Below are 18631 nucleotides of genomic sequence, written 5' to 3'. Positions count from 1 at the left end.
GATGGTGCGGAGCCCGCGGGGTGGGGGCGTCAGCGTCGCCGCGCCGATGCGGGCGAATCATCCGCCCACTCGTCGGTCCCCTCGTCGTCCCAGTCGCCCTGCTCCTCGTTCGCGGAGGCCTTCGACTGCAGCTCGCGCTGGAGCGCGGTGAGGTCGGTGGGCGGGCTGTAGTACTTGAGGTCCCGAGCCACCTTAGTCTGCTTGGCTTTCTGTCGGCCACGACCCATGGATCTGACCCCCTGTGCGTCGGGTGCGGGCGAGGCGGCCCGGAAGATGGCAGTGATTTCGGAACCCAACCTTACAACGAACGCGCCGTGGGGCGGTAACCCGAACGGCGTGAGGTCGCGCTCACGTCGGCGCCGATGCCGGACAGGGAGGGGCGTCGAGGCGACGAGAGCTCCGAAAGCGGTATCCGAGGGCGTAGGCTTGCTGTTCACGACATGACTGTGACGATGGGCGGGCGTGGCCGCGCCCCGAGAACGAGGAGGGGACACCCCCGATGGCTGCATCCGCGGAGAACCACGATGTTGCGACGGCGTCGATCGGCAGTCTCATGACGCCGGCCGAGGTCGCGAAGCTCTTCCGCGTCGATCCCAAGACGGTGACCCGCTGGGCCCAGTCCGGGAAGCTGTCCTCGCTGCGCACCCTCGGCGGTCATCGACGCTACCGCCGCGACGAGGTGGAGAAGCTCCTGCAGGAGAACCTGCAGGCAGAGAGCCTCTGAGCCCCTCTCCGTGACGCGCGCCGCCCGTCGCAGGACGAGCGATGCCGGGTGGCGCCGGGACGTCCTGGGCGCGGGCTTCCGCTGCCGGACGCTGGACCTCGGCGAGGACGAGGAGGGCCCGCTGCGGGCGGTGGCGGTGCGCTGCCTGCCCGGACCTGCCGCCTCGCGCGGCGCGGCGCAGGCCGCGCAGCGCCGTCGCATCCCGGTGCTGCTGATCCACGGCTGGTCCGACTACGTGCTGGACCGCCGCCTCATGCTGCATCTGTATGCACGAGGCTTCGACGTGTGGGGAGTGGACCTGCGCAAGCACGGGCGCAGCCTCCTGCCCGGGCAGACCCCCACCGCGGTGCGGGACCTGTCCGAGTACGACGCCGAGATCGCGGCGATGCTGGACCTGATCGGCCGGGACCGTCCCCCGGTCCTGCTCGCCCACTCCACCGGCGGCCTCACGGCCGCGCTGTGGGCGCAGCGCCGCCCGGGGACGGTGCGCGCGCTGGTGCTGAACTCCCCGTGGCTGGAGTTCCACGCCGGCGCCGCCGCCCGGGAGGCGATCCGCCCCGCGCTGCGCGCCCTGGCGCAACGGGCGCCGACGGCACGGGTGCTGCCCCGCGGATCGACGCACTACACCCGCACCACCCATGCCCTGTTCGGCGGCGAGACGCCCTACTCGCTGCGCTGGAAGCCGCCGGGCGGCCACGACTTCCCGGCCTGCACGCTGAGCGCCGTGCTCGAGGGGCAGGCGCGACTGCGCCGCGGCGGGCCCCTCGCCGTCCCCACCCTCGTGCTCCACTCGTCCCGCTCGGTGTTCGGGCTGCGCTTCCGCTCCGACATGGCCGAGGCCGACATCGTGCTGAACGTGCGGACCATCGCTGCGGCCGCCCGCCAGCTGGGGCCGTCGGTGCGCATCGAGCCCGTCGACGGGGCGCGCCACGACGTCTTCCTCTCCGCCCCGGCGGTGCGCAGGCGGGCCCTGGAGAGCGTCGAGGACTGGCTGAGGGAACTCCCGGACATCGGTCCTACGATGACTCGGGACGTCCCGCCGGGACGCCCGTGAGCGTGCACGCCGCGTCGGGGCCAGGTGCTCCCGCCGCGCATCGACGGGGAGGTGGACCGTGGCCGCAGCGCCCGATGACCTGCACCGGCTCGCCGCGGCGCACCGCCGCGCCGCGGACCGGCTGACCCTGCTGCGCCTGCGCCTGGCCCGGGGGATGTCCGCCCTCGAGGGCGGAGTGGTGCACGAGACCTGGGTCGAGGAGGTCTACCCGGGCATCGGCGCCCTGGTCCGCGCGCTGCGCGCCGACCACGACCGCCTCGAGGCGGAGGCCGCCGCCGCGGAGCGTGCCAGCGGCCGCCGGATGGGCGGCTATGCGGGGGCGGGCTTCCTGGGGCGCGGCGACCGGGCCCGCGAGCAGGTCGAGCAGGTGCGCCAGGTGATCGCCTTCCGCGGGCACGACCTCGGGGCGAGCATCGGCGGCTACCCCTTGAGCCCGCGCGGCCGGGCGGTCCCGCCGCACCCCTCCGAGACCCTCGGCGCGGCCACACCGGGCTACGAGGACGAGGACTGAGCCGGCCCCTCCGAGCGCGGCCCCTGCCTGCCAGGCCCCTCCGGGCGCGGCCCCTGCGAGCCCGGCCCGCCCGACCGCAGGGCGCCGGCTGCTGCGGCCAGGGCTCCGGCCGCGACCGGGACGATCACCGTGGAGACCATGAGCACCAGGGCCGCCGCGGCCGCATCGGCCCCCGGGACCCCCAGCGCGATCAGCGAGGCGGCGCCGACCGCTTCGGTCACCCCGGCGCCGCCCGGGGTCAGCGGCACCATCGCCACCACCCGGCCCAGCGCGAAGACCGCGACCGCCGCAGCGACGGAGAGATCCGCGTCCACGGCCCGCAGCGCCAGCAGCAGCACGAGCAGGTGCGCCAGGCGCGCGCCGATCTGGCCCGCCAGCAGCGCCGCGCCGCGGCGGCGCAGCAGCACCAGCAGCGCGTCGCGCACGTCCACGGCCGCGGCGGCCGCGGGCACCAGCGGGGACAGGCGCTCGGCCACGGCCGCCACCAGCGGCCGCGAGAGGACGACGGCGACCGCGGCGAGGGACAGGACGCCTCCGGCCGCGGCGACCAGCGCGGCCGCCCAGGTCCCCGGCAGGTCCAGCTGTGCGCCCGCCACGACGTAGGCGACCAGCCCCGCCCCGGGGACCAGCAAGGCGGTGACGGCGAGGTCGCCGAGGGAGAAGGCGAGCAGTCCGAGGACGATCGTGCTCACGCCCAGCCCGCCCCGCCGCAGCAGCCAGCCCAGCATGCCGGTCCCCAGCAGGGCGCCGCCCGGGATCGCGATGCTCATCGCGGAGGTCGCCGCGTACGCCGGGAGCAGGCGGGCGGTGCGGCTGCCGGGGACCACGGCGCGCAGCGACAGGGTCTCCAGGACCAGGGCCAGCAGCCCCAGGCCGATCGCGGCCGCGATCACCCCGGCGGGCAGGCGCCCGAGCTCGGCGAGGATCTGCGGCCAGGAGGCGCCGGCGAGCCAGGGGAGCCCCAGGGCCAGGACGAGGACCAGGAGGACGGCGGAGGCCGCGGCGGTGATCACGCGGCGCCGGCCTGCCCGCGGCCGACGCTCGAGATCCGCGACGAGGTCCTCGGGGAGGTCGAGTTCGGCCATGGCTGTGATTCTCGCACGCGGGGGAGCGACGTCCGGGCCGGAGCGGCGGCCCCCGAGTATGCTGACACCATGTCAGCTCTTATCGGGATCCTCGTCGTCCTCCACCTCCTCTGCTGGGCCGTCGCGCTGGGCACCTGGGTCGCCGCCGCGCGCACCAAGGAGCCGAACCCCGGCATGTTCCATGCCGCCGCCGGTGCGCTCGCGTTCGGCGTCGTGCTGATGGCGATCGGCATGGCGACCGGGGGCGGCGGCCACCTCTGGTACACCCTCAAGCTCGTGTTCGCCCTGATCGTGGCGATCAGCGCCTTCGTGGCGCGGCGCCAGGGGCCGCAGACCCCGGCCGCCGTGTGGTTCGCGATCCCCGCCGGGATCGTGATCAACGTGATCATCGCCGTGTTCCACATCGGCGCCTGAGCCGCCCGCGGGCCCGGCCGGGCCCGCGGCGCCCCCAGGACCAGCGGCCCCGGCCCCCCGCCGCCCCGCGCCGGTCGTCCACAGCGACGGCGCGGGGCGCTCGTGCGTCCGGGCGCGCGCCTATCCTGGGGGAGCCATGACTCTGTTCGACGATTTCTCGCTGCCCGATGCCTTCCGACGCCTGGAAGGGGTGCGGGCGGTTCCCGCGAGCGCGTCGGACGCCGACGCCCCCGCGGCGCCCGATGCCGCCCCGCCGTACGAGGACGCCCCGCCGAGGGACGCCGACGCCCCGCCGCGCGAGGACGAGCTCCCGCCCCCGCCGGACGACGACCAGGCCCCGCCGGATCCGGAGGACGTCCCGCCGCCGCCGGAGGACCGGGACCCGCAGTGGGCCCCGGCGCACGGCGCGACGGGCCCGGGGCCGCACGGCCCCGCGGGCGCTGCGCGTCGTCCCTGGGCCGCGCCGGAGGAGGTCGGGGCCGGCCTCGCCGAGCTGGTCGAGGGCCTGAACCCGCCGCAGCGCGAGGCCGTCGAGCACCGCGGCAGCCCGCTGCTCATCGTCGCCGGCGCCGGCTCGGGCAAGACCCGCGTTCTCACCCGTCGCATCGCGCACCTGCTGCGCTCGGGGCAGTCCCTGCCCGGGGAGATCCTCGCGATCACCTTCACCAACAAGGCCGCCGCCGAGATGAAGGAGCGCGTGGCCGAGCTGGTGGGCCCCGTCGCGCGCAGCATGTGGGTGTCGACCTTCCACTCCGCCTGCGTGCGGATCCTGCGCCGCGACGCCCAGGCCGCCGGCCTGAAGAGCTCCTTCACGATCTACGACTCCGCGGACTCCCTGCGGCTGATCACGAACATCGCCAAGGATTTCGGCCTCGACGTCAAGAAGAACCCGCCGCGGGGCATCGCCAGCCGCATCTCCACCCTGAAGAACGACCTCGTCGACCCGATCGACTGGGCCGATCAGGCCGAGGCGTCCAAGAACCCCTGGGACCGCTCGATCGCCCAGGTGTACACCGCGTACACCGAGCGCCTGCGCCAGGCCAACGCCGTCGACTTCGACGACATCATCGGCCTCACCGTGAACCTCCTGCGCGAGAACCCCGCGATCCGCGAGGGCTACCGCCGCCGCTTCCGCCACGTGATGGTCGACGAGTACCAGGACACCAACCCCGCGCAGTACGCCCTGGTGCGCGAGCTGGTGGGGGACGACCCGCACGCCGACCTCACCGTCGTGGGCGACTCCGACCAGTCGATCTACGCCTTCCGGGGCGCGACGATCCGCAACATCGTCGAGTTCGAGGAGGACTTCCCCTCGGCCCGCACCATCGTGCTCGAGCAGAACTACCGCTCCACGCAGAACATCCTCACCGCGGCCAACGCCGTCATCGAGGAGAACCAGGGGCGGCGCAAGAAGAACCTGTGGACCGACCACGGCGCCGGCGAGAAGATCACGCTGTACGTCGCGGACGACGAGCAGAGCGAGGCGCGGTACATCGGCCGCCAGATCGACGCCCTCGTCGATGCCGGCCGCAAGGCCTCCGACGTGGCGATCTTCTACCGCGCCAACGCCCAGTCCCGCGCGCTCGAGGACCAGCTGATCCGCGTCGGCCTGCCCTACCGGGTCATCGGCGGGACCCGCTTCTACGAGCGCCGCGAGATCAAGGACGCCATCGCCTACCTGCGCGTCCTCACCAACCCGGCCGACGAGATCAACCTGCGCCGTATCCTCAACGTCCCCAAGCGCGGCATCGGCGACCGGGCGGAGGCCGCGATCGCCCTGCTGGCCGAGCAGGAGCGGATCGGGTTCGCGGAGGCTCTGCGCCGCGCGGAGGAGGCCCCGGGCATCGCGACCCGCTCCCTCAGCGCCGTGCGCCGGTTCGTGGCCATGCTCGAGGAGCTCGGCGAGCTGCTCGAGCGGGGCGAGGGGCCGGCCGAGGTGCTCGAGGCGATCCTGCAGAAGTCCGGCTACTACGAGGAGCTGCAGAAGAGCGACGACCCGCAGGACGAGTCCCGGCTGGAGAACCTCGCCGAGCTGGTCAGCGTCGCCGCCGAGTTCGAGGCGCAGATGGAGGCCGTCGCCGCCGCCGGCAGCGAGTTCGAGGACCTCGAGGGCGAGGACGCGACCGCCGGGCCCGAGGGCGCCGCCGGCGCCGATGCGGCGCCCGGCGCCGGGGCGGATGCGGCTCCCGGCGAGGACGTCGCGCCCGATGCGGCCCTGCTCGCCGGGGACGACCCGGAGGCGACCCTCATCGACCAGTTCCTGGAGAAGGTCTCCCTCGTCGCGGACGCGGACCAGCTCCCGGGCCAGGAGGACCAGTTCGTCACCCTGATGACGCTGCACACCGCCAAGGGCCTCGAGTTCCCCGTCGTCTTCCTCACCGGCCTGGAGGACGGCACCTTCCCGCACCAGCGCACCCTCACCGACCCCGAGCAGCTCGAGGAGGAGCGCCGCCTCGCCTACGTCGGCATCACGCGCGCCCGCGAGAAGCTGTACATCACCCGCGCCCAGATGCGCGCGACCTGGGGCGCCCCGCAGTTCTTCCCGGGCAGCCGCTTCCTCGACGAGATCCCCGAGGAGACCCTGGACGTGGCGCGCGCCGGCTCGACCCTCTCGGGCGCCGGGTTCTCCGGCTCGGGCGGCTACGGCAGCTCCGGCGGGTACGGCGGCTCGGGCGGCTACGGCGGCGGGCGCCGCGGACCCTCCGTCACCGGGGTCGGCGTGGGCGGCGGGCGGCGCGACGTCAGCCGCCCGTCCTTCGGCTCGGGCCGCACCCCGACGCCCACGGCCAAGCTGCCCTCCCTCGCCGTGGGGGACCGGGTCACCCACGACTCCTTCGGCATGGGCACGGTCACCGAGGTCTCGGGGCTGGACGAGAAGACGCAGGTCGAGGTGGAGTTCAAGGCCCCGCACGGGCGCAAGCGCCTGCTGCTGCGCTACGCCCCGATCACGAAGCTCTGAGCGGCGGGGCGACGACCTCGACCTCGAAGCCCTCCGCGTTCTCGGCGTACCAGGCGGTGTGGTCCGCTCCGCCGGCGTGCGGGTAGGCGTCCGCGAACAGCTCGGTCCAGCCGTGCGCGGGGGCCTGGTCGCGCAGGGCGTCCAGGGCTTCGCCGTCGGGGCAGGTCAGCGCCAGATGGTTCAGGCCGGGGGAGAGGCGGTCGTGCCGCGTGCCGCGGCCGTCCCCGGACTGCTCCAGCACGATGTAGGGGCCCGAGGCATGCCGCCAGATCCGCCCCCGGTCCCAGCCCTCGACCCGTTCGGCGGTCCAGCCCAGGCGGGTCAGCAGCCATCCGAAGGACGCCTCGGCCGGTCCGAGGTCATGGGTCCACAGCTCCAGGTGATGCAGCCCGGCCGGCGGCTGCTCAGACATCGCGGCGCCGCGGGGCGTCGTCCCCGTCCAGGTCGTCCCCGTCCGGGTCCTCGTCGTCCGGGTCCTCGTCCTCGGAGCGCAGGGACTCCAGCAGCACCCAGCCGAAGCGCAGCGCCATGATCCCCAGGACCAGCACCAGCACGACCTGGATCGGGATCTGCACGCCGGTGCGGGTGACGACGAACCAGATGATGAGGATCGACAGACCCATGAGCACCGCGTCGCGGAACGCCGCGAGCAGCCGGCGCCCGAGGTTCGCCTCGCGGATCCTGCGCCCGGCGACGGTGGCGTAGGCGGCCGCATCCCGGCGGGCGCGGCGCCGCGAATCCCGGGTGCCCTCGTCCAGCGCCTTCCCCGCGGCCCGCGCATAGGCGCCGGCGCGCTGCGAGCTGCGCCGGGTGGACTCCTGCGCCTGCCGGGCGAGGTCCGGGGCCTGCTTGCGCGCCGTGTTCCGGGCGGCCTTCGCGTAGGTCCTCCAGTCAGCCATGCTCTCCTCCTCGAGGGCGTCGCTCAGCGTCGGGGGTCATCGTCGTCGCGCCAGCGGATGTCGCCCCCGCCGCGCGGCGGAGGCGAGGGACGGGACGCCCGGTGCTCGTGGTAGTAGGACAGCGCCACGTTCAGGCCGACCGTGATCACCAGGGAGAGCACGAAGCTCGCCACGGTGGAGCGGACGCCGACGACGCGCAGCAGGATGAACAGCACGAGCAGCATCACAAGGCTGGCACCGAGCTGGTCGCGGATGCGCTGGACGAAGCTGCGGGGTTGTCGGGGCACCCCGGCATGGTAGCCGGGTCCGCTGGGCGGGGCCCGACGGGCGACGAGACCGTGCCCGCGAGACGACCACAGGGTGAACGGGGTGCCGGATCACACCGCCGTGTCCGTACCATCGGCCGGCCGCGACTAAGGTGGAGATGTTCCCAGGGACGGCTCCCCGGCCGATGACGGCCCGCCGTCCGCTGTCGACAGCGAGAGGACGAGAATCCCGTGGACCTGTTCGAATACCAGGCCCGTGATCTCTTCGAGAAGCACGGAGTGCCCGTGCTCGGAGGAGTCGTCGCGGAGGATCCTGCAACTGCCAAGGCTGCGGCGCAGCAGCTGGGCACCCCCGTCGTGGTGGTCAAGGCCCAGGTGAAGACCGGCGGCCGCGGCAAGGCCGGCGGCGTGAAGATCGCCAAGTCCCCCGAGGAGGCGGAGGCGAAGGCCGCCGAGATCCTCGGCATGGACATCAAGGGGCACACCGTGCACCGCGTGATGATCGCGGCCGGTGCCGACATCGCCGAGGAGTACTACTTCTCGCTGCTGCTGGACCGGGCGAACCGCAACTACCTGGCCATGTGCTCGGTCGAGGGCGGCGTGGAGATCGAGCAGCTCGCCGTCGAGCGCCCCGAGGCCCTGGCCCGCGTGGCCGTGGACCCGAACGTCGGCATCGACGAGGCGAAGGCGAAGGAGATCGTCGAGGCGGCGCGGTTCGACGCCGAGACCGGCGCCAAGGTCGCCCCCGTGCTGCAGAAGCTGTGGGACGTCTACCGCGAGGAGGACGCCACCCTCGTCGAGGTCAACCCGCTGGTCAAGACCGGTGCGGGCGACATCGTCGCGCTCGACGGCAAGGTGACCCTGGACGAGAACGCCGAGTTCCGCCACGAGGACCACGCCGCCCTGGTGGACGCGAAGGACGAGGATCCGCTCGAGGCCAAGGCCAAGGCGCTGGACCTCAACTACGTCAAGCTCGACGGCGAGGTCGGCATCATCGGCAACGGCGCGGGGCTGGTCATGTCCACCCTGGACGTCGTCGCGTACGCCGGCGAGGAGCACGGGGTCAAGCCCGCGAACTTCCTCGACATCGGCGGCGGCGCGAGCGCCGAGGTGATGGCCAACGGCCTCTCGGTGATCCTCGGCGACGAGCAGGTCCGGGCGGTCTTCGTGAACGTCTTCGGCGGCATCACCGCCTGCGACGCGGTCGCCAACGGCATCGTCGGCGCCCTCGAGAAGCTCGGCGAGAGCGAGAACAAGCCGCTGGTCGTCCGCCTGGACGGCAACAACGTCGAGGAGGGGCGCGCCATCCTCGAGAAGGCGAACCACCCCCTGGTCACCCTGGCCGACACCATGGACGGCGGGGCCGCGCAGGTCGCCGCTCTGGCCGCGAACGGAAAGTGAGCTCCTCCCACCATGTCTATCTTCCTTGACGACTCCAGCAAGGTCATCGTGCAGGGCATGACGGGCTCGGAGGGCATGAAGCACTCCCAGCGCATGCTCGCCTCGGGCACGAACATCGTCGGCGGCGTGAACCCGCGCAAGGCCGGCCAGCAGGTCGAGTTCGACGGCGGCGTCTCCGTGCCCGTCTTCGGCACGGTCGCCGAGGCCATGGAGGCCACCGGCGCGAACGTCTCGGTCGTCTTCGTGCCGCCGAAGTTCGCCAAGGCCGCCGCGATCGAGGCCATCGACGCGGGCATCGAGCTGTTGATCGTGATCACCGAGGGCATCCCGGTGAAGGACTCCGCGGAGTTCTTCAACTACGCCCAGGCCAAGGGCGCCACCCGCATCATCGGCCCCAACTGCCCGGGCATCATCAGCCCCGGGAAGTCAAACGCGGGCATCACCCCGGCGAACATCACCGGTCCCGGCAAGCTGGGCCTGGTCTCGAAGTCGGGCACCCTGACCTACCAGATGATGTACGAGCTCTCGGACATCGGCTTCACCACCTGCATCGGCATCGGCGGCGACCCGGTCATCGGCACCACGCACATCGATGCGCTGGCCGCCTTCGAGGCCGATCCCGACACCGTCGGCGTCGTGATGATCGGCGAGATCGGCGGCGACGCGGAGGAGCGTGCGGCCGCCTACATCAAGGACAACATGTCCAAGCCGGTGGTCGGCTACGTCGCGGGCTTCACCGCCCCCGAGGGCAAGACCATGGGCCACGCGGGCGCGATCGTCTCTGGCTCGGCCGGCACCGCGCAGGCGAAGAAGGAGGCCCTCGAGGCCGCCGGGGTCAAGGTCGGCAAGACGCCCACCGAGACCGCGGAGCTCATGCGGGAGATCATCGCGGGCCTCTGACCCGCCCCGATCCTCCGCGGCCGCGCGCCGCACCCGGGACCCCGTCGGCACCTGCCGGCGGGGTCCCGTCGCATCCGAGCCGGGCCGAGCCGGGCCGGGCCGGCCGAGGCAGCGGCCCTCCCGTGCACGCCCGGTCCTCTCCAGGGCCTCCCCGGGGCCTCCCCGGGGCCGACCGCGGGCCGCTTCGCGGCGGGCAGAGCGCGAGAGGGCCCGGGCGTCGGCGCGGGGACGTAGGATCGTCGGTGATGCGCTCCGGCGGGAGCGGCGAGATACGGCAGGCGGAGGAGCACACGTGAGCGGCGACCTGATCGATACGACCGAGATGTACCTGAAGACGGTCTTCGAGCTCGAGGAGGCGCACATCCCGCCCATGCGCGCCCGGATCGCCGAGCGTCTGGGGCACAGCGGCCCGACCGTCTCGCAGACCGTCGCCCGCATGGAGCGCGACGGCCTGCTGCACCTCGACGAGGAGCGCCACATCCGTCTCACGGAGCTGGGCTGGTCGCGCGCCACCTCGGTGATGCGCAAGCACCGTCTGGCCGAGCGCCACCTGCTGGACCACCTGGGCCTGGAGTACGCGCTCGTGCACGAGGAGGCCTGCCGCTGGGAGCACGTGATGAGCCTCGAGGTCGAGAAGCGCATCGCCGAGCGCATCGATGCCCCGTACCTCGATCCCTACGGCAATCCCATCCCCGGACTGGCGGAGCTCGGCCTGGCCGACCTCCCGGCGCAGGAGACGGCCCTCACCCCCGAGGGTAAAGACCGGCCCAAGCTGCTCAGCGTGCTGCTGGGCGATGCGCCCGACGGCACCCGCATGTCCGTCCGGCTCGACCGGATCGGCGAATGGGCGCAGAGCGAGTCCGAGGTCCTGGACGAGCTCGCACGTCACGGCCTCCGGCCGGGCGTGGACGTCGACGCGGAGCGCCTGGGCCGCGGTTACGCGCTGCAGGTCGCCGACGGCGAGGTCCTCGAGGTCTCCGATCACGTCGCAGGTCAGCTCGCTGTGACGCCGCTCACCCGGCAGTAAAGGAAGCGTCAAGCTCTTCCCCAGACCCTGTACCTGAGCGGGGCGCGCGGGGGTGCGCCGCATAGGGTCGAGCACGTGCCCGGACCATGTCCGGGCATCCCCGCCCGGCAGCCCACCGCGCACCGAGCCTGGGGTCCACATCAGCACAGTGCGCGGGAGCGGAACGCTCGGGGCAGGGGAGCGACATCGTGTCGAATACTGCGAAGAACACCCATCGCCGCCCGATGCGGACGGTGACGCCGGTCGTGCGCGCTGGGCGCGCCGCCGCAGGTGCCGCCGTGGCCGCCGGGATGCTCTTCGGCGGAGCCGCCGCCGCGACCGCCGACGGGGAGTCCGACGCCGTCACCGCCGACGTCCAGGCTGATGCCGCCGCCGCGCCGGCCGTGATCGTCCCCGCCGCCGTCGAGCCCGTGAACATCCCCGCCGTCGACGCCGCCGCCGAGACCGAGGCGACCGGCCTGGTCGCGCTCGAGGCCCCCGCGCTCACCGTGACCGTCCCCGAGCCCGAGCCCGAGGTCTTCGAGGCCCCGGAGGAGGACGCCGAGCAGGCCGAGGACTCCTCCGAGGAGCAGTCCTCCGAGGACGGGGCCGACGAGTCCGAGGAGTCCTCCTCCGATTCCGGCGAGTCCTCCCGCGACTCCGACAGCTCCGACTCCGAGGAGTCCGACTCCGACGAGTCCTCCTCCCGCTCCGATTCCGAGGAGTCCTCCGACTCCGAGGACGAGTCCTCCTCCACGTCCGAGGAGAAGGAGAAGTCCTCCCCGGCGCCCTCCGCCGCCAAGGGCAGCAGCATCCTCGCCACCGCCCGCTCGGGCATCGGCGTCCCCTACGTGTGGGGCGGCGACGACCCCAGCGGCTGGGACTGCTCCGGCTTCGTGCAGTGGGTGTACGGCCAGCACGGCATCTCGCTGCCGCACTCCGCCGGCTCGCAGGTCGCCCAGGGCACCAGGATCTCCCGCTCCGAGGCCCGCCCCGGCGACCTCGTGTACAAGCCCGGCCACATCGGCATCTACGCCGGCGACGGTCGTTTCGTCGACGCGGGCAACCCCCGCGTGGACACCACCGAGCGCGACATCTACTCCGGCGACTGGTCCTACTACCGGATCGGCTGAACCGGACCTCGCTGACACCGACGCATCCCGCACGGCCCCGCACCTGCCCGGTGCGGGGCCGTGCGCGTCGCGGCGGCCGCCCGGCCGAGCCGCCGGGTGCGCCGGGGCCGTCCAGGCGGGGCCGCTACGGTGCCGTCCATGACCTCTCTGCGCGATGCCCTGGCCTCGCTCCTCCTGCTCGCGGCCACGGTGCTGGGAGCCCTGTGGCTGCCGGCCCTCTGGATCGCCGACCATGTGGTGGACCAGGACGGCTTCCTCGCCATCACCCAGCCGCTGGCCGATGACCCGGAGTTCCGGACCACCCTGACCGACCAGGCCGTCGCGGCCCTGCTGGACGATGGGCGGATCCCCGGCTGGATCGCGGACCGCGTCGAGCCCGTCGCCCAGGAGCAGGCCGCCAGGCTCTCCGAGACGGAGGCGTACGACACAATGTGGCGCGCGGCGATGGTGCAGGTCCACCACGCGCTGCTGACCCCGGGGGCGGACGACGTGGTGGTCGATCTCGCCCCGGCGGCCGATGCCCTCCTGACCCGGGTCGAGGAGGTGGTGCCGCTGCTGGACCTGGATGCCCCCGAGTCGCTGCCGTTCACGATCGCGACCATCCCCGGCGGCAGCGTGCTGGAGAAGCTCGCCGTCCTGGACGTGTGGGGCCCGCGGCTGGGCTGGGCGGCGCTGGCCTGCGCCGTGCTCGCCGTGCTGGTGGCCGGCCACCGGCGGGCGGCCCTCGCGGGCGCCGGCGTCGCGGCGATCCTCGCCGCGGCGGCGGTCTGGCTGCTCACCGTGCAGGTCGAGACCCTGGTCCCGGACCGCCTGGACCAGGCGGACTTCATCGGCCCCCTGCTGCAGGTGTTCGAGGCGCGACTGGCCGCGGACCTCGCCCCGCAGGCGATGATCCTCGCCGGCGCCGGGGCGGCGACGGTGGTCGCCGGAGCGCTGGCGCTCGCGCTTCTGCCCGGTCGCCGCGCTCGGCGCTGAGTAGCTCTGCGAGCGGCCGCGGCGGTTACAGCGGCACTGCCACGCACGAATCCAGGTGCTCTACGTCGGCATGCGAGTAGTGCGCTTGAAACCAAGAACGAAACTGCGCGATTCGAGTGATCCTTGGTCCCATGGGCTCGAGAGTTCCCAGCCAAAGAATTACGTCAAGATGCTCTACAGTCCAGCGACGTACTGAAACTCCCAGTTGCCCGAAGGCGGTTGGGTCGGTGTCAAGCGATTAAGGCTCTTTCCTACTAGCGTTGCAGAACGTAGTTGCCAAGGCCGGCGCCCTGGTGTATTCAGGCAGACCTCACTTCTGATCCCCCCCCCCCCGAGTCTGTGGATCTCCTGAGTCTTTCAAGACTGGGTGTCTTCCAGTCCTCAGTCCTCGGATATTCGCTCTCAGTATCGGACTCCGTCACATGATCGACATTGCGAACAGACTGCGCACCAGACCTGGGTACTTAGCAGCGCACACGCACGTTTCCATCGCTGCCAGGGCAGACATGCCGACCGCATAACGAGAAGCCACAAACTGGCGCACTCGCCGGAAAGGGCGCCCCTGCACCCCGTATCGGCGCTCGGCGCGGTAGTTATTTCACCCGGCTCGCAATTGCATCGGCAAGGACCTCGCCGAGGCTCTCAGCGGCAAGATCCGAAAGGCACCTTTTGCCGGGGCGCCGACCCAGTACTGTTGCCCCGTCTGGGTGACCTTCCCGACCGGAACTACAGCACCGAAGGTCTTCTGAAGATCCTCGAGTTGCCCGCTGCTCGTCAGTTCCTGAAGCCCCTTATCTACCGCGCCTCGAGCCTGTTACTGGCCTAGCGATCCTTGGCAGACTTCGGTGGATATCTTCTGGCGGAGCGCACAGGAAGGTTTCCCCGCACGGAAGAACTGCAGCAGGCAACCGAACTAGGACACGCGGGTGCACTGCGCCGCGCCATCGCAACGGCGGATCTGCCTAGGGAAGCGCGAGCAATATCATCCATTTCGGTGCGTCACGTGTTCCATCCAGCGAATGAAGGAGCTATCCCAGTCATTCTCGCTAGGCGCAATGTCTCGCGAGAAGTCCGCAATATGCTTCGTCCAGCGCTCACGCTTTCGAAGATTCGCCTCGCCGACGGCTTTGAGTGCGGTGCGAGGGTACAACTTTGTTTTTTGGGCGATCCGATCGGCGAGAAACGCTACCATCGCGGAATGGGCGTCGATGGCGGATTTGGCTTCCCTGTAGCTCGGGATGTGCCCACCGTGCACGACTCTGTTTCGAAGCTCGACGCCCTCCTTATTCCACCGCTCCCACGCCGAGGCTGACGTTGTCCAGTTTCCGCCGAGGCTTTTAGACAGTACCTCCCGAACCGTACTACGATTTTCTAGGGTGTCATATAGTTTGCGCGCATCGACGATAGCGGAACTAGTGTCCACCGCGGGCCAGTGAATTTCCCACTGGATATGCATGATTAACGCCACAAGCATGGCTTCCATCGATGTACTCAACACGATGGAGCACTCGGAGTATTTTCCGGCCCGCAAATGATGTCGACCCATTACTGCCCTTTCGCGATACAGCCTAAATGGGTGCGCAATGTTGTCCCTTGCGCCGCTGAGGTGCTCAGTCACCCTATCTTCCAAGGGCCTGTCTCTAAGCTGGAAATCTAGGTTTGAATGAGATAGGTATATGATGGCATCAGAATTCCATTCGTCGGGCGAAGGCATTTCCCACCTGGCGTCAGTTGCGATGTGATCCAGGGGGGCCACATGAGCACTATAGGTGAAAAGGAGGAAGGGGAGGGATTCGTACGACAATGTGGGGAAGTAGCGTTCTGTACAGTGGACTACATCTCGTATCACAATATTTGCTGCATGGAGACCAGTCATTATTGGGTCGCTAAGGGGGTGCCATTCGCGAGGATCTTCTCTGGGCGAATGCGTCCGAAGCGGCAACTTCTCGGTCACTATGTCAACTACCGTCTCTACTGCTTCCTTCTCTGTGTCGAAGTTTGAAGCCAGCTTGTGGTCGGGCAGGATTCCGGCTCGGTGCGCGGCATGCGACTGGGCGGCAGTTCGTGTCGTTAGCCCCCCACTATTTTCGGCGGGGAGCTGTTGAAAGACGATGGTTGCCTGTATGTACCGAGACTTGGAAAATACGCCAACCTGGAGATCGTGAAAATAGTTCGTTATCCTAAGATCTTCGGGCACTGGAAGGTAGTAGCCAAGGGGCAGAAAGAATCTTACTAGCTCGAGCATGACTTTCCTTTCGCGGCATTGAGAAGCTTGTAGGTCTGCACATGATTTGAAGTTTACTAGGGGTGCCATTGCGTGCGCGGCCCGGCAAGTATGTAGTCAGCCGATGCGAAGCCCTCCGTACTTTAGAAAACACGCATGCTAGCTCGAGGGGCCCCTCGGTGCGCCCCGAGCAGTTTAGTGCACGCCCGCATGTGCCGCTCCGGATTCCACCTGCTAGGATGCCGCGGAACCGTGCACATTGATGAGGAACTTAGTGATCGAGTTCCGACTGGCCAGTAGGTTCGTTCCCGACTATTCGCGTTGCGTTTTCGATAAGGATCTAGGTGAGTCTTGAGGTTCGGCGGCGGCACCGGGATATATTGCGTATATGTGCTCACGCTCGTGGCAGCTGCAGGGTTCGTCGGTTACGGAGTGGACATTGCGAGTTTCGGGAGGGAGATAGCCTCTCGTCCTCGGGCGCGGGCGGTGCAGTACATCTCTGGCGTCCGGGTGCCCGGTTCTGGCCCGCAGCGTTGTTGGCGAAATGAGATCAAATCGAGCAGGCCCAGAGGGGGATAACGTACCCGGATGCCGGTTCTGCTTGTGGCGCGTAGTCTAATTCGTTCGCGGGTCGAGCGAAGTGCGAGCCTTCCGATCAGCGTCGTCTCTGGGGCTGCTTGGACGATGAGCTCTCGCCCCGAGGGGTAACTCCGTAGGCGATTCTTCCGCGTGGCAGCCGCTGTGCGCCCAGACTCCGCATAGCACGACATGGGTCGGGATCGTCAGGGCCTGCATTCGTCTTTGCCCGGAAAGGACTGGTCGCCTCCCGGGGCCTGTGTCGCTGTGGACAGGGCGAAGACCGAGCTGGCGTTGCTACTGTATGATCTGTGTCACGAGGGCGTCTCTGAGCGGGCGTGTGTCGGAGCGCCCCTCACGATGATGTGGGCCGGAGCGGAATCCACCTGGCTGACCATGATTGCGCGCTATGCGCGCGAAGTAGGGGGTGGGGATGCATTTGACGCTGGCACTTAGTGATGAGCATTGTCGTCCGACGGCCTTTTGTCGAGTTGCTTATTGTTGCTCTTTCGAACTAAGGATAATGAGGCGATTGTGGAATCCATTCTAAGCATATCGGCCATCCGCTGGACATTGTCAACGTTTAAATCGATTTGGACCCAGTTGGGGCAGTTGCTCTTGCGAAAGAGGGCTGCGGATGTCGTTGTCTATCACGAGCAGCTTCCGCCTGGGAGTGTGTGGGATATCGGTTTGCGCTGGAAGCTAACGCCCGAGAGGGCGGAAGGCGTCCCAAGCCGAGATCCGTCCGAGCAAGGTGTCTGGCTTATTGCGGATATGGGTGGCACTCTCTTTGGTACCCGTGGCGATCGTTTCCAGCTGTATAATCGCAGTCAGCGGCAGATTGAGATCACCTCTATGCGCGCCGTAATTGTAGCTCGACGACAGGTCAACTACATTACCGAGATCCGCTCTCCTCCTGCGGGGATCATAGAAGAGGACGTGCTCGGCGCGGACCTATCTGTTGGCTCCGATCACCTTGTACGCGAAGTGCGGATGGAGTGCGGCGATTTAGAGTGGGATGGCTTAGATTTTGAAAGCCGGCCGAAACGTGTTGTCCTGCAGGCGCAGGAGTTGTACTCGTTTCAACTCTTCACAACAACTGGAGCCGATTCGGTCGAATGGAGATTGGAGATCAGTTATGTGGATCGATCGAGTGCTGGGAAGCGCTCGCTTTCGCGATCGATTGTCTGTCCCGCAATGAGTTCAGCGCCGCTTATTACCGCCAATCAAGCCGACAACGGAGAAGTGGAGTATTGGTTGACCGGGGTGGAATCGCTTCCTCGTCGACCGTATTTGCAAAGGGCTATTCTGGACGAATTTGACCTTCGTCCAGAAAATGAGCCGTGGGATTATTGAGTTGCGCGTCAGAACGGCAGCGAGTCTCGGTTGACTGGGTCGGCCAGCTTGGCAATCGTCAGTCAGGCGGGTGTTGAGCGGGACCTGTAAAAGGGCTGCCTGCGGAAGGGGCGCTATGAATGGCAGCGCTTGTTGTCAGATCAGTGCCCCCGGGCAGATTCGAACTGCCGACACCCGCTTTAGGAGAGCGGTGCTCTATCCCCTGAGCTACGGGGGCATGGGGCCGCTCTCGCGGCACGCCGCGCACCATCGTAGTCCACGGTCCGCACCGCGCCGCCGTGGTGCCGCAGGGTATGCCCGTCCTCACGTCGCCCCGTGCGGTGCTCGCCGGCGCCCTCGCCCGCGGGGCGGTCCCGCCGCAGGTCCGGGCCGGGCGCGGCGGGCACGGGCCTCCGCGACCGGTCCCCGGTGCGAGATTCCTGACCCGGGATCCCAGCCCCGAGGGCTAGGGTGCGGCCCTGTGATCCTCGAACTTCCGCATTCCCTCCGTCGCCTGCCGGCGCTGCTCGCCCTCGCGCTGCTGCCCGTCCTGCTCGTGATCGGCGCCGCGGCGCCCGCGTTCGCGCACGACCACCTGGTCTCGTCCGATCCGGAGGACGGCGCCCAGCTGGAGGCGAGTCCCGAGGCGATCACACTGACCTTCTCCGCAGACGTCATGGACGTCTCCCCGGTGGTGCGGATCGTCGACGCGCAGGAGCAGACCGTCCTCGAGGAGACGCCGACCATCGACGGGACCACGGCGACCCTGGCGCTCGACGAGCCGCTCCCCGCGGGCGACTACACGGTGCAGTGGCGGGTGGTCTCCTCCGACGGGCACCCCATCGAGGGGACCTTCGCGATCGCCGTCCAGAACGACGCCGCGACCGAGGAGCCCACCGAGAGCGCGAGCCCCGCGGAGGAGTCCCCGGCCGCCGAGACGACCGCGGCGCCGAGCTCCGAGCCTGCGGCCCAGGCCGCTCCCGAGGTCGAGGAGGGGAACGACGCGCTGCTGCCGGTCTTCCTGGGCCTCGGGGTGATCGTCGTGATCGGCGTGGTCATCGCGCTGCGGGCGGGTCGCTCCGGGCGACGCTGAGCGGAGGCCCCGCCCTCCGGACGACGAGGAGCGCCCGATGCTGCGGCATCGGGCGCTCCTCTATCCAGTGGGAGCC

At 69.8% G+C, this 18631-nt stretch carries 18 protein-coding genes and 1 tRNA gene; 12 read left to right on the top strand and 7 right to left on the bottom strand.

Annotated features, from left to right (window positions below; genetic code table 11):
• Nucleotides 1-29: 29 nt before the first annotated feature.
• Nucleotides 30-227, bottom strand: a complete 198-nt coding sequence (locus ABD234_RS08915) for a DUF3073 domain-containing protein (RefSeq protein ID WP_038371258.1) — start codon at nucleotides 225-227, stop codon at nucleotides 30-32.
• A 272-nt stretch (nucleotides 228-499) separates the two neighbouring features.
• Between ABD234_RS08915 and ABD234_RS08910 the strand changes: the two genes are divergently transcribed.
• From ABD234_RS08910 to ABD234_RS08900, 3 genes are read left to right on the top strand one after another with little or no spacing between them, the layout of a single operon-like run.
• Nucleotides 500-724: a BldC family transcriptional regulator gene (locus tag ABD234_RS08910; RefSeq protein ID WP_051486592.1), complete on the top strand. Its 225-nt coding sequence runs from the start codon at nucleotides 500-502 to the stop codon at nucleotides 722-724.
• A gap of 10 nt (nucleotides 725-734) precedes the next feature.
• Nucleotides 735-1778: an alpha/beta hydrolase gene (locus ABD234_RS08905; protein WP_344355349.1), complete on the top strand. Its 1044-nt coding sequence runs from the start codon at nucleotides 735-737 to the stop codon at nucleotides 1776-1778.
• 58 nt (nucleotides 1779-1836) lie between these two features.
• Nucleotides 1837-2289, top strand: a complete 453-nt coding sequence (locus tag ABD234_RS08900; protein ID WP_344355346.1) for a hypothetical protein — start codon at nucleotides 1837-1839, stop codon at nucleotides 2287-2289.
• On the opposite strand, the gene ABD234_RS08895 is transcribed toward ABD234_RS08900, so the two are convergent.
• Nucleotides 2271-3374 carry a lysylphosphatidylglycerol synthase domain-containing protein gene (locus tag ABD234_RS08895; RefSeq protein ID WP_344355344.1) on the bottom strand — a complete coding sequence of 368 codons (1104 nt, stop codon included), beginning with the start codon at nucleotides 3372-3374 and terminating at the stop codon, nucleotides 2271-2273. The genes ABD234_RS08900 and ABD234_RS08895 overlap by 19 nt on opposite strands.
• Before the next feature lie 69 nt (nucleotides 3375-3443).
• On the opposite strand from ABD234_RS08895, the gene ABD234_RS08890 reads away from it, so the two are divergent.
• Nucleotides 3444-3788 carry a hypothetical protein gene (locus tag ABD234_RS08890; RefSeq protein WP_038371261.1) on the top strand — a complete coding sequence of 115 codons (345 nt, stop codon included), beginning with the start codon at nucleotides 3444-3446 and terminating at the stop codon, nucleotides 3786-3788.
• A gap of 136 nt (nucleotides 3789-3924) precedes the next feature.
• The gene (locus ABD234_RS08885; RefSeq protein ID WP_038371264.1) at nucleotides 3925-6747 is read left to right on the top strand and encodes a UvrD-helicase domain-containing protein; all 2823 of its coding nucleotides are present in this window, start codon (nucleotides 3925-3927) and stop codon (nucleotides 6745-6747) included.
• Here ABD234_RS08885 and ABD234_RS08880 read toward each other — a convergent pair.
• Genes ABD234_RS08880 through ABD234_RS08870 form a run of 3 tightly spaced genes read right to left on the bottom strand, consistent with a single transcriptional unit; the run spans nucleotide 6734 to nucleotide 7933 of the window.
• Nucleotides 6734-7159: a VOC family protein gene (locus ABD234_RS08880; RefSeq protein WP_038371266.1), complete on the bottom strand. Its 426-nt coding sequence runs from the start codon at nucleotides 7157-7159 to the stop codon at nucleotides 6734-6736. The genes ABD234_RS08885 and ABD234_RS08880 overlap by 14 nt on opposite strands.
• On the bottom strand, nucleotides 7152-7646 hold the full coding sequence (locus ABD234_RS08875; protein WP_051486595.1) for a hypothetical protein: 495 nt from the start codon (nucleotides 7644-7646) through the stop codon (nucleotides 7152-7154). Before ABD234_RS08875 ends, ABD234_RS08880 begins: the two co-directional genes overlap by 8 nt.
• 23 nt (nucleotides 7647-7669) lie before the next feature.
• Complete coding sequence (locus ABD234_RS08870; protein WP_038371268.1) at nucleotides 7670-7933, bottom strand: hypothetical protein; 264 nt, start codon at nucleotides 7931-7933, stop codon at nucleotides 7670-7672.
• Nucleotides 7934-8143: 210 nt separating this feature from the next.
• Here ABD234_RS08870 and sucC point away from each other — a divergent pair, with 210 nt between their 5' ends.
• The 5 genes from sucC (at nucleotide 8144) to ABD234_RS08845 (ending at nucleotide 13327) form a co-directional block, all read left to right on the top strand.
• On the top strand, nucleotides 8144-9313 hold the full coding sequence (gene sucC / locus ABD234_RS08865; protein ID WP_038371269.1) for an ADP-forming succinate--CoA ligase subunit beta: 1170 nt from the start codon (nucleotides 8144-8146) through the stop codon (nucleotides 9311-9313).
• A 12-nt stretch (nucleotides 9314-9325) separates the two neighbouring features.
• Complete coding sequence (gene sucD, locus ABD234_RS08860) at nucleotides 9326-10213, top strand: succinate--CoA ligase subunit alpha (protein WP_038371270.1); 888 nt, start codon at nucleotides 9326-9328, stop codon at nucleotides 10211-10213.
• 292 nt (nucleotides 10214-10505) lie between these two features.
• The gene (locus ABD234_RS08855) at nucleotides 10506-11240 is read left to right on the top strand and encodes a metal-dependent transcriptional regulator (protein WP_038371271.1); all 735 of its coding nucleotides are present in this window, start codon (nucleotides 10506-10508) and stop codon (nucleotides 11238-11240) included.
• Between the two features lie 188 nt (nucleotides 11241-11428).
• Nucleotides 11429-12352: a C40 family peptidase gene (locus ABD234_RS08850; RefSeq protein WP_344355324.1), complete on the top strand. Its 924-nt coding sequence runs from the start codon at nucleotides 11429-11431 to the stop codon at nucleotides 12350-12352.
• Between the two features lie 138 nt (nucleotides 12353-12490).
• Nucleotides 12491-13327, top strand: coding sequence for a hypothetical protein (locus ABD234_RS08845; protein WP_344355321.1), 837 nt, complete (start codon nucleotides 12491-12493; stop codon nucleotides 13325-13327).
• A 982-nt stretch (nucleotides 13328-14309) separates the two neighbouring features.
• Here ABD234_RS08845 and ABD234_RS08840 read toward each other — a convergent pair.
• Nucleotides 14310-15572 carry a hypothetical protein gene (locus ABD234_RS08840; RefSeq protein ID WP_344355318.1) on the bottom strand — a complete coding sequence of 421 codons (1263 nt, stop codon included), beginning with the start codon at nucleotides 15570-15572 and terminating at the stop codon, nucleotides 14310-14312.
• Between the two features lie 1089 nt (nucleotides 15573-16661).
• Here ABD234_RS08840 and ABD234_RS08835 point away from each other — a divergent pair.
• Nucleotides 16662-17483, top strand: a complete 822-nt coding sequence (locus ABD234_RS08835; protein WP_344355316.1) for a hypothetical protein — start codon at nucleotides 16662-16664, stop codon at nucleotides 17481-17483.
• Nucleotides 17484-17627: 144 nt separating this feature from the next.
• Here ABD234_RS08835 and ABD234_RS08830 read toward each other — a convergent pair.
• Nucleotides 17628-17700, bottom strand: a tRNA-Arg gene (locus tag ABD234_RS08830).
• A gap of 243 nt (nucleotides 17701-17943) precedes the next feature.
• Between ABD234_RS08830 and ABD234_RS08825 the strand changes: the two genes are divergently transcribed.
• Nucleotides 17944-18555 carry a copper resistance CopC family protein gene (locus tag ABD234_RS08825; protein ID WP_344355313.1) on the top strand — a complete coding sequence of 204 codons (612 nt, stop codon included), beginning with the start codon at nucleotides 17944-17946 and terminating at the stop codon, nucleotides 18553-18555.
• Nucleotides 18556-18631: the final 76 nt, after the last annotated feature.

This window comes from Brachybacterium phenoliresistens (assembly GCF_039530785.1).
Taxonomy (GTDB): Bacteria; Actinomycetota; Actinomycetes; order Actinomycetales; family Dermabacteraceae; genus Brachybacterium; species Brachybacterium phenoliresistens.
The sequence above is the reverse complement of the archived record's forward strand: the minus strand, read 5'-3'. Positions and strand labels throughout refer to the sequence as shown.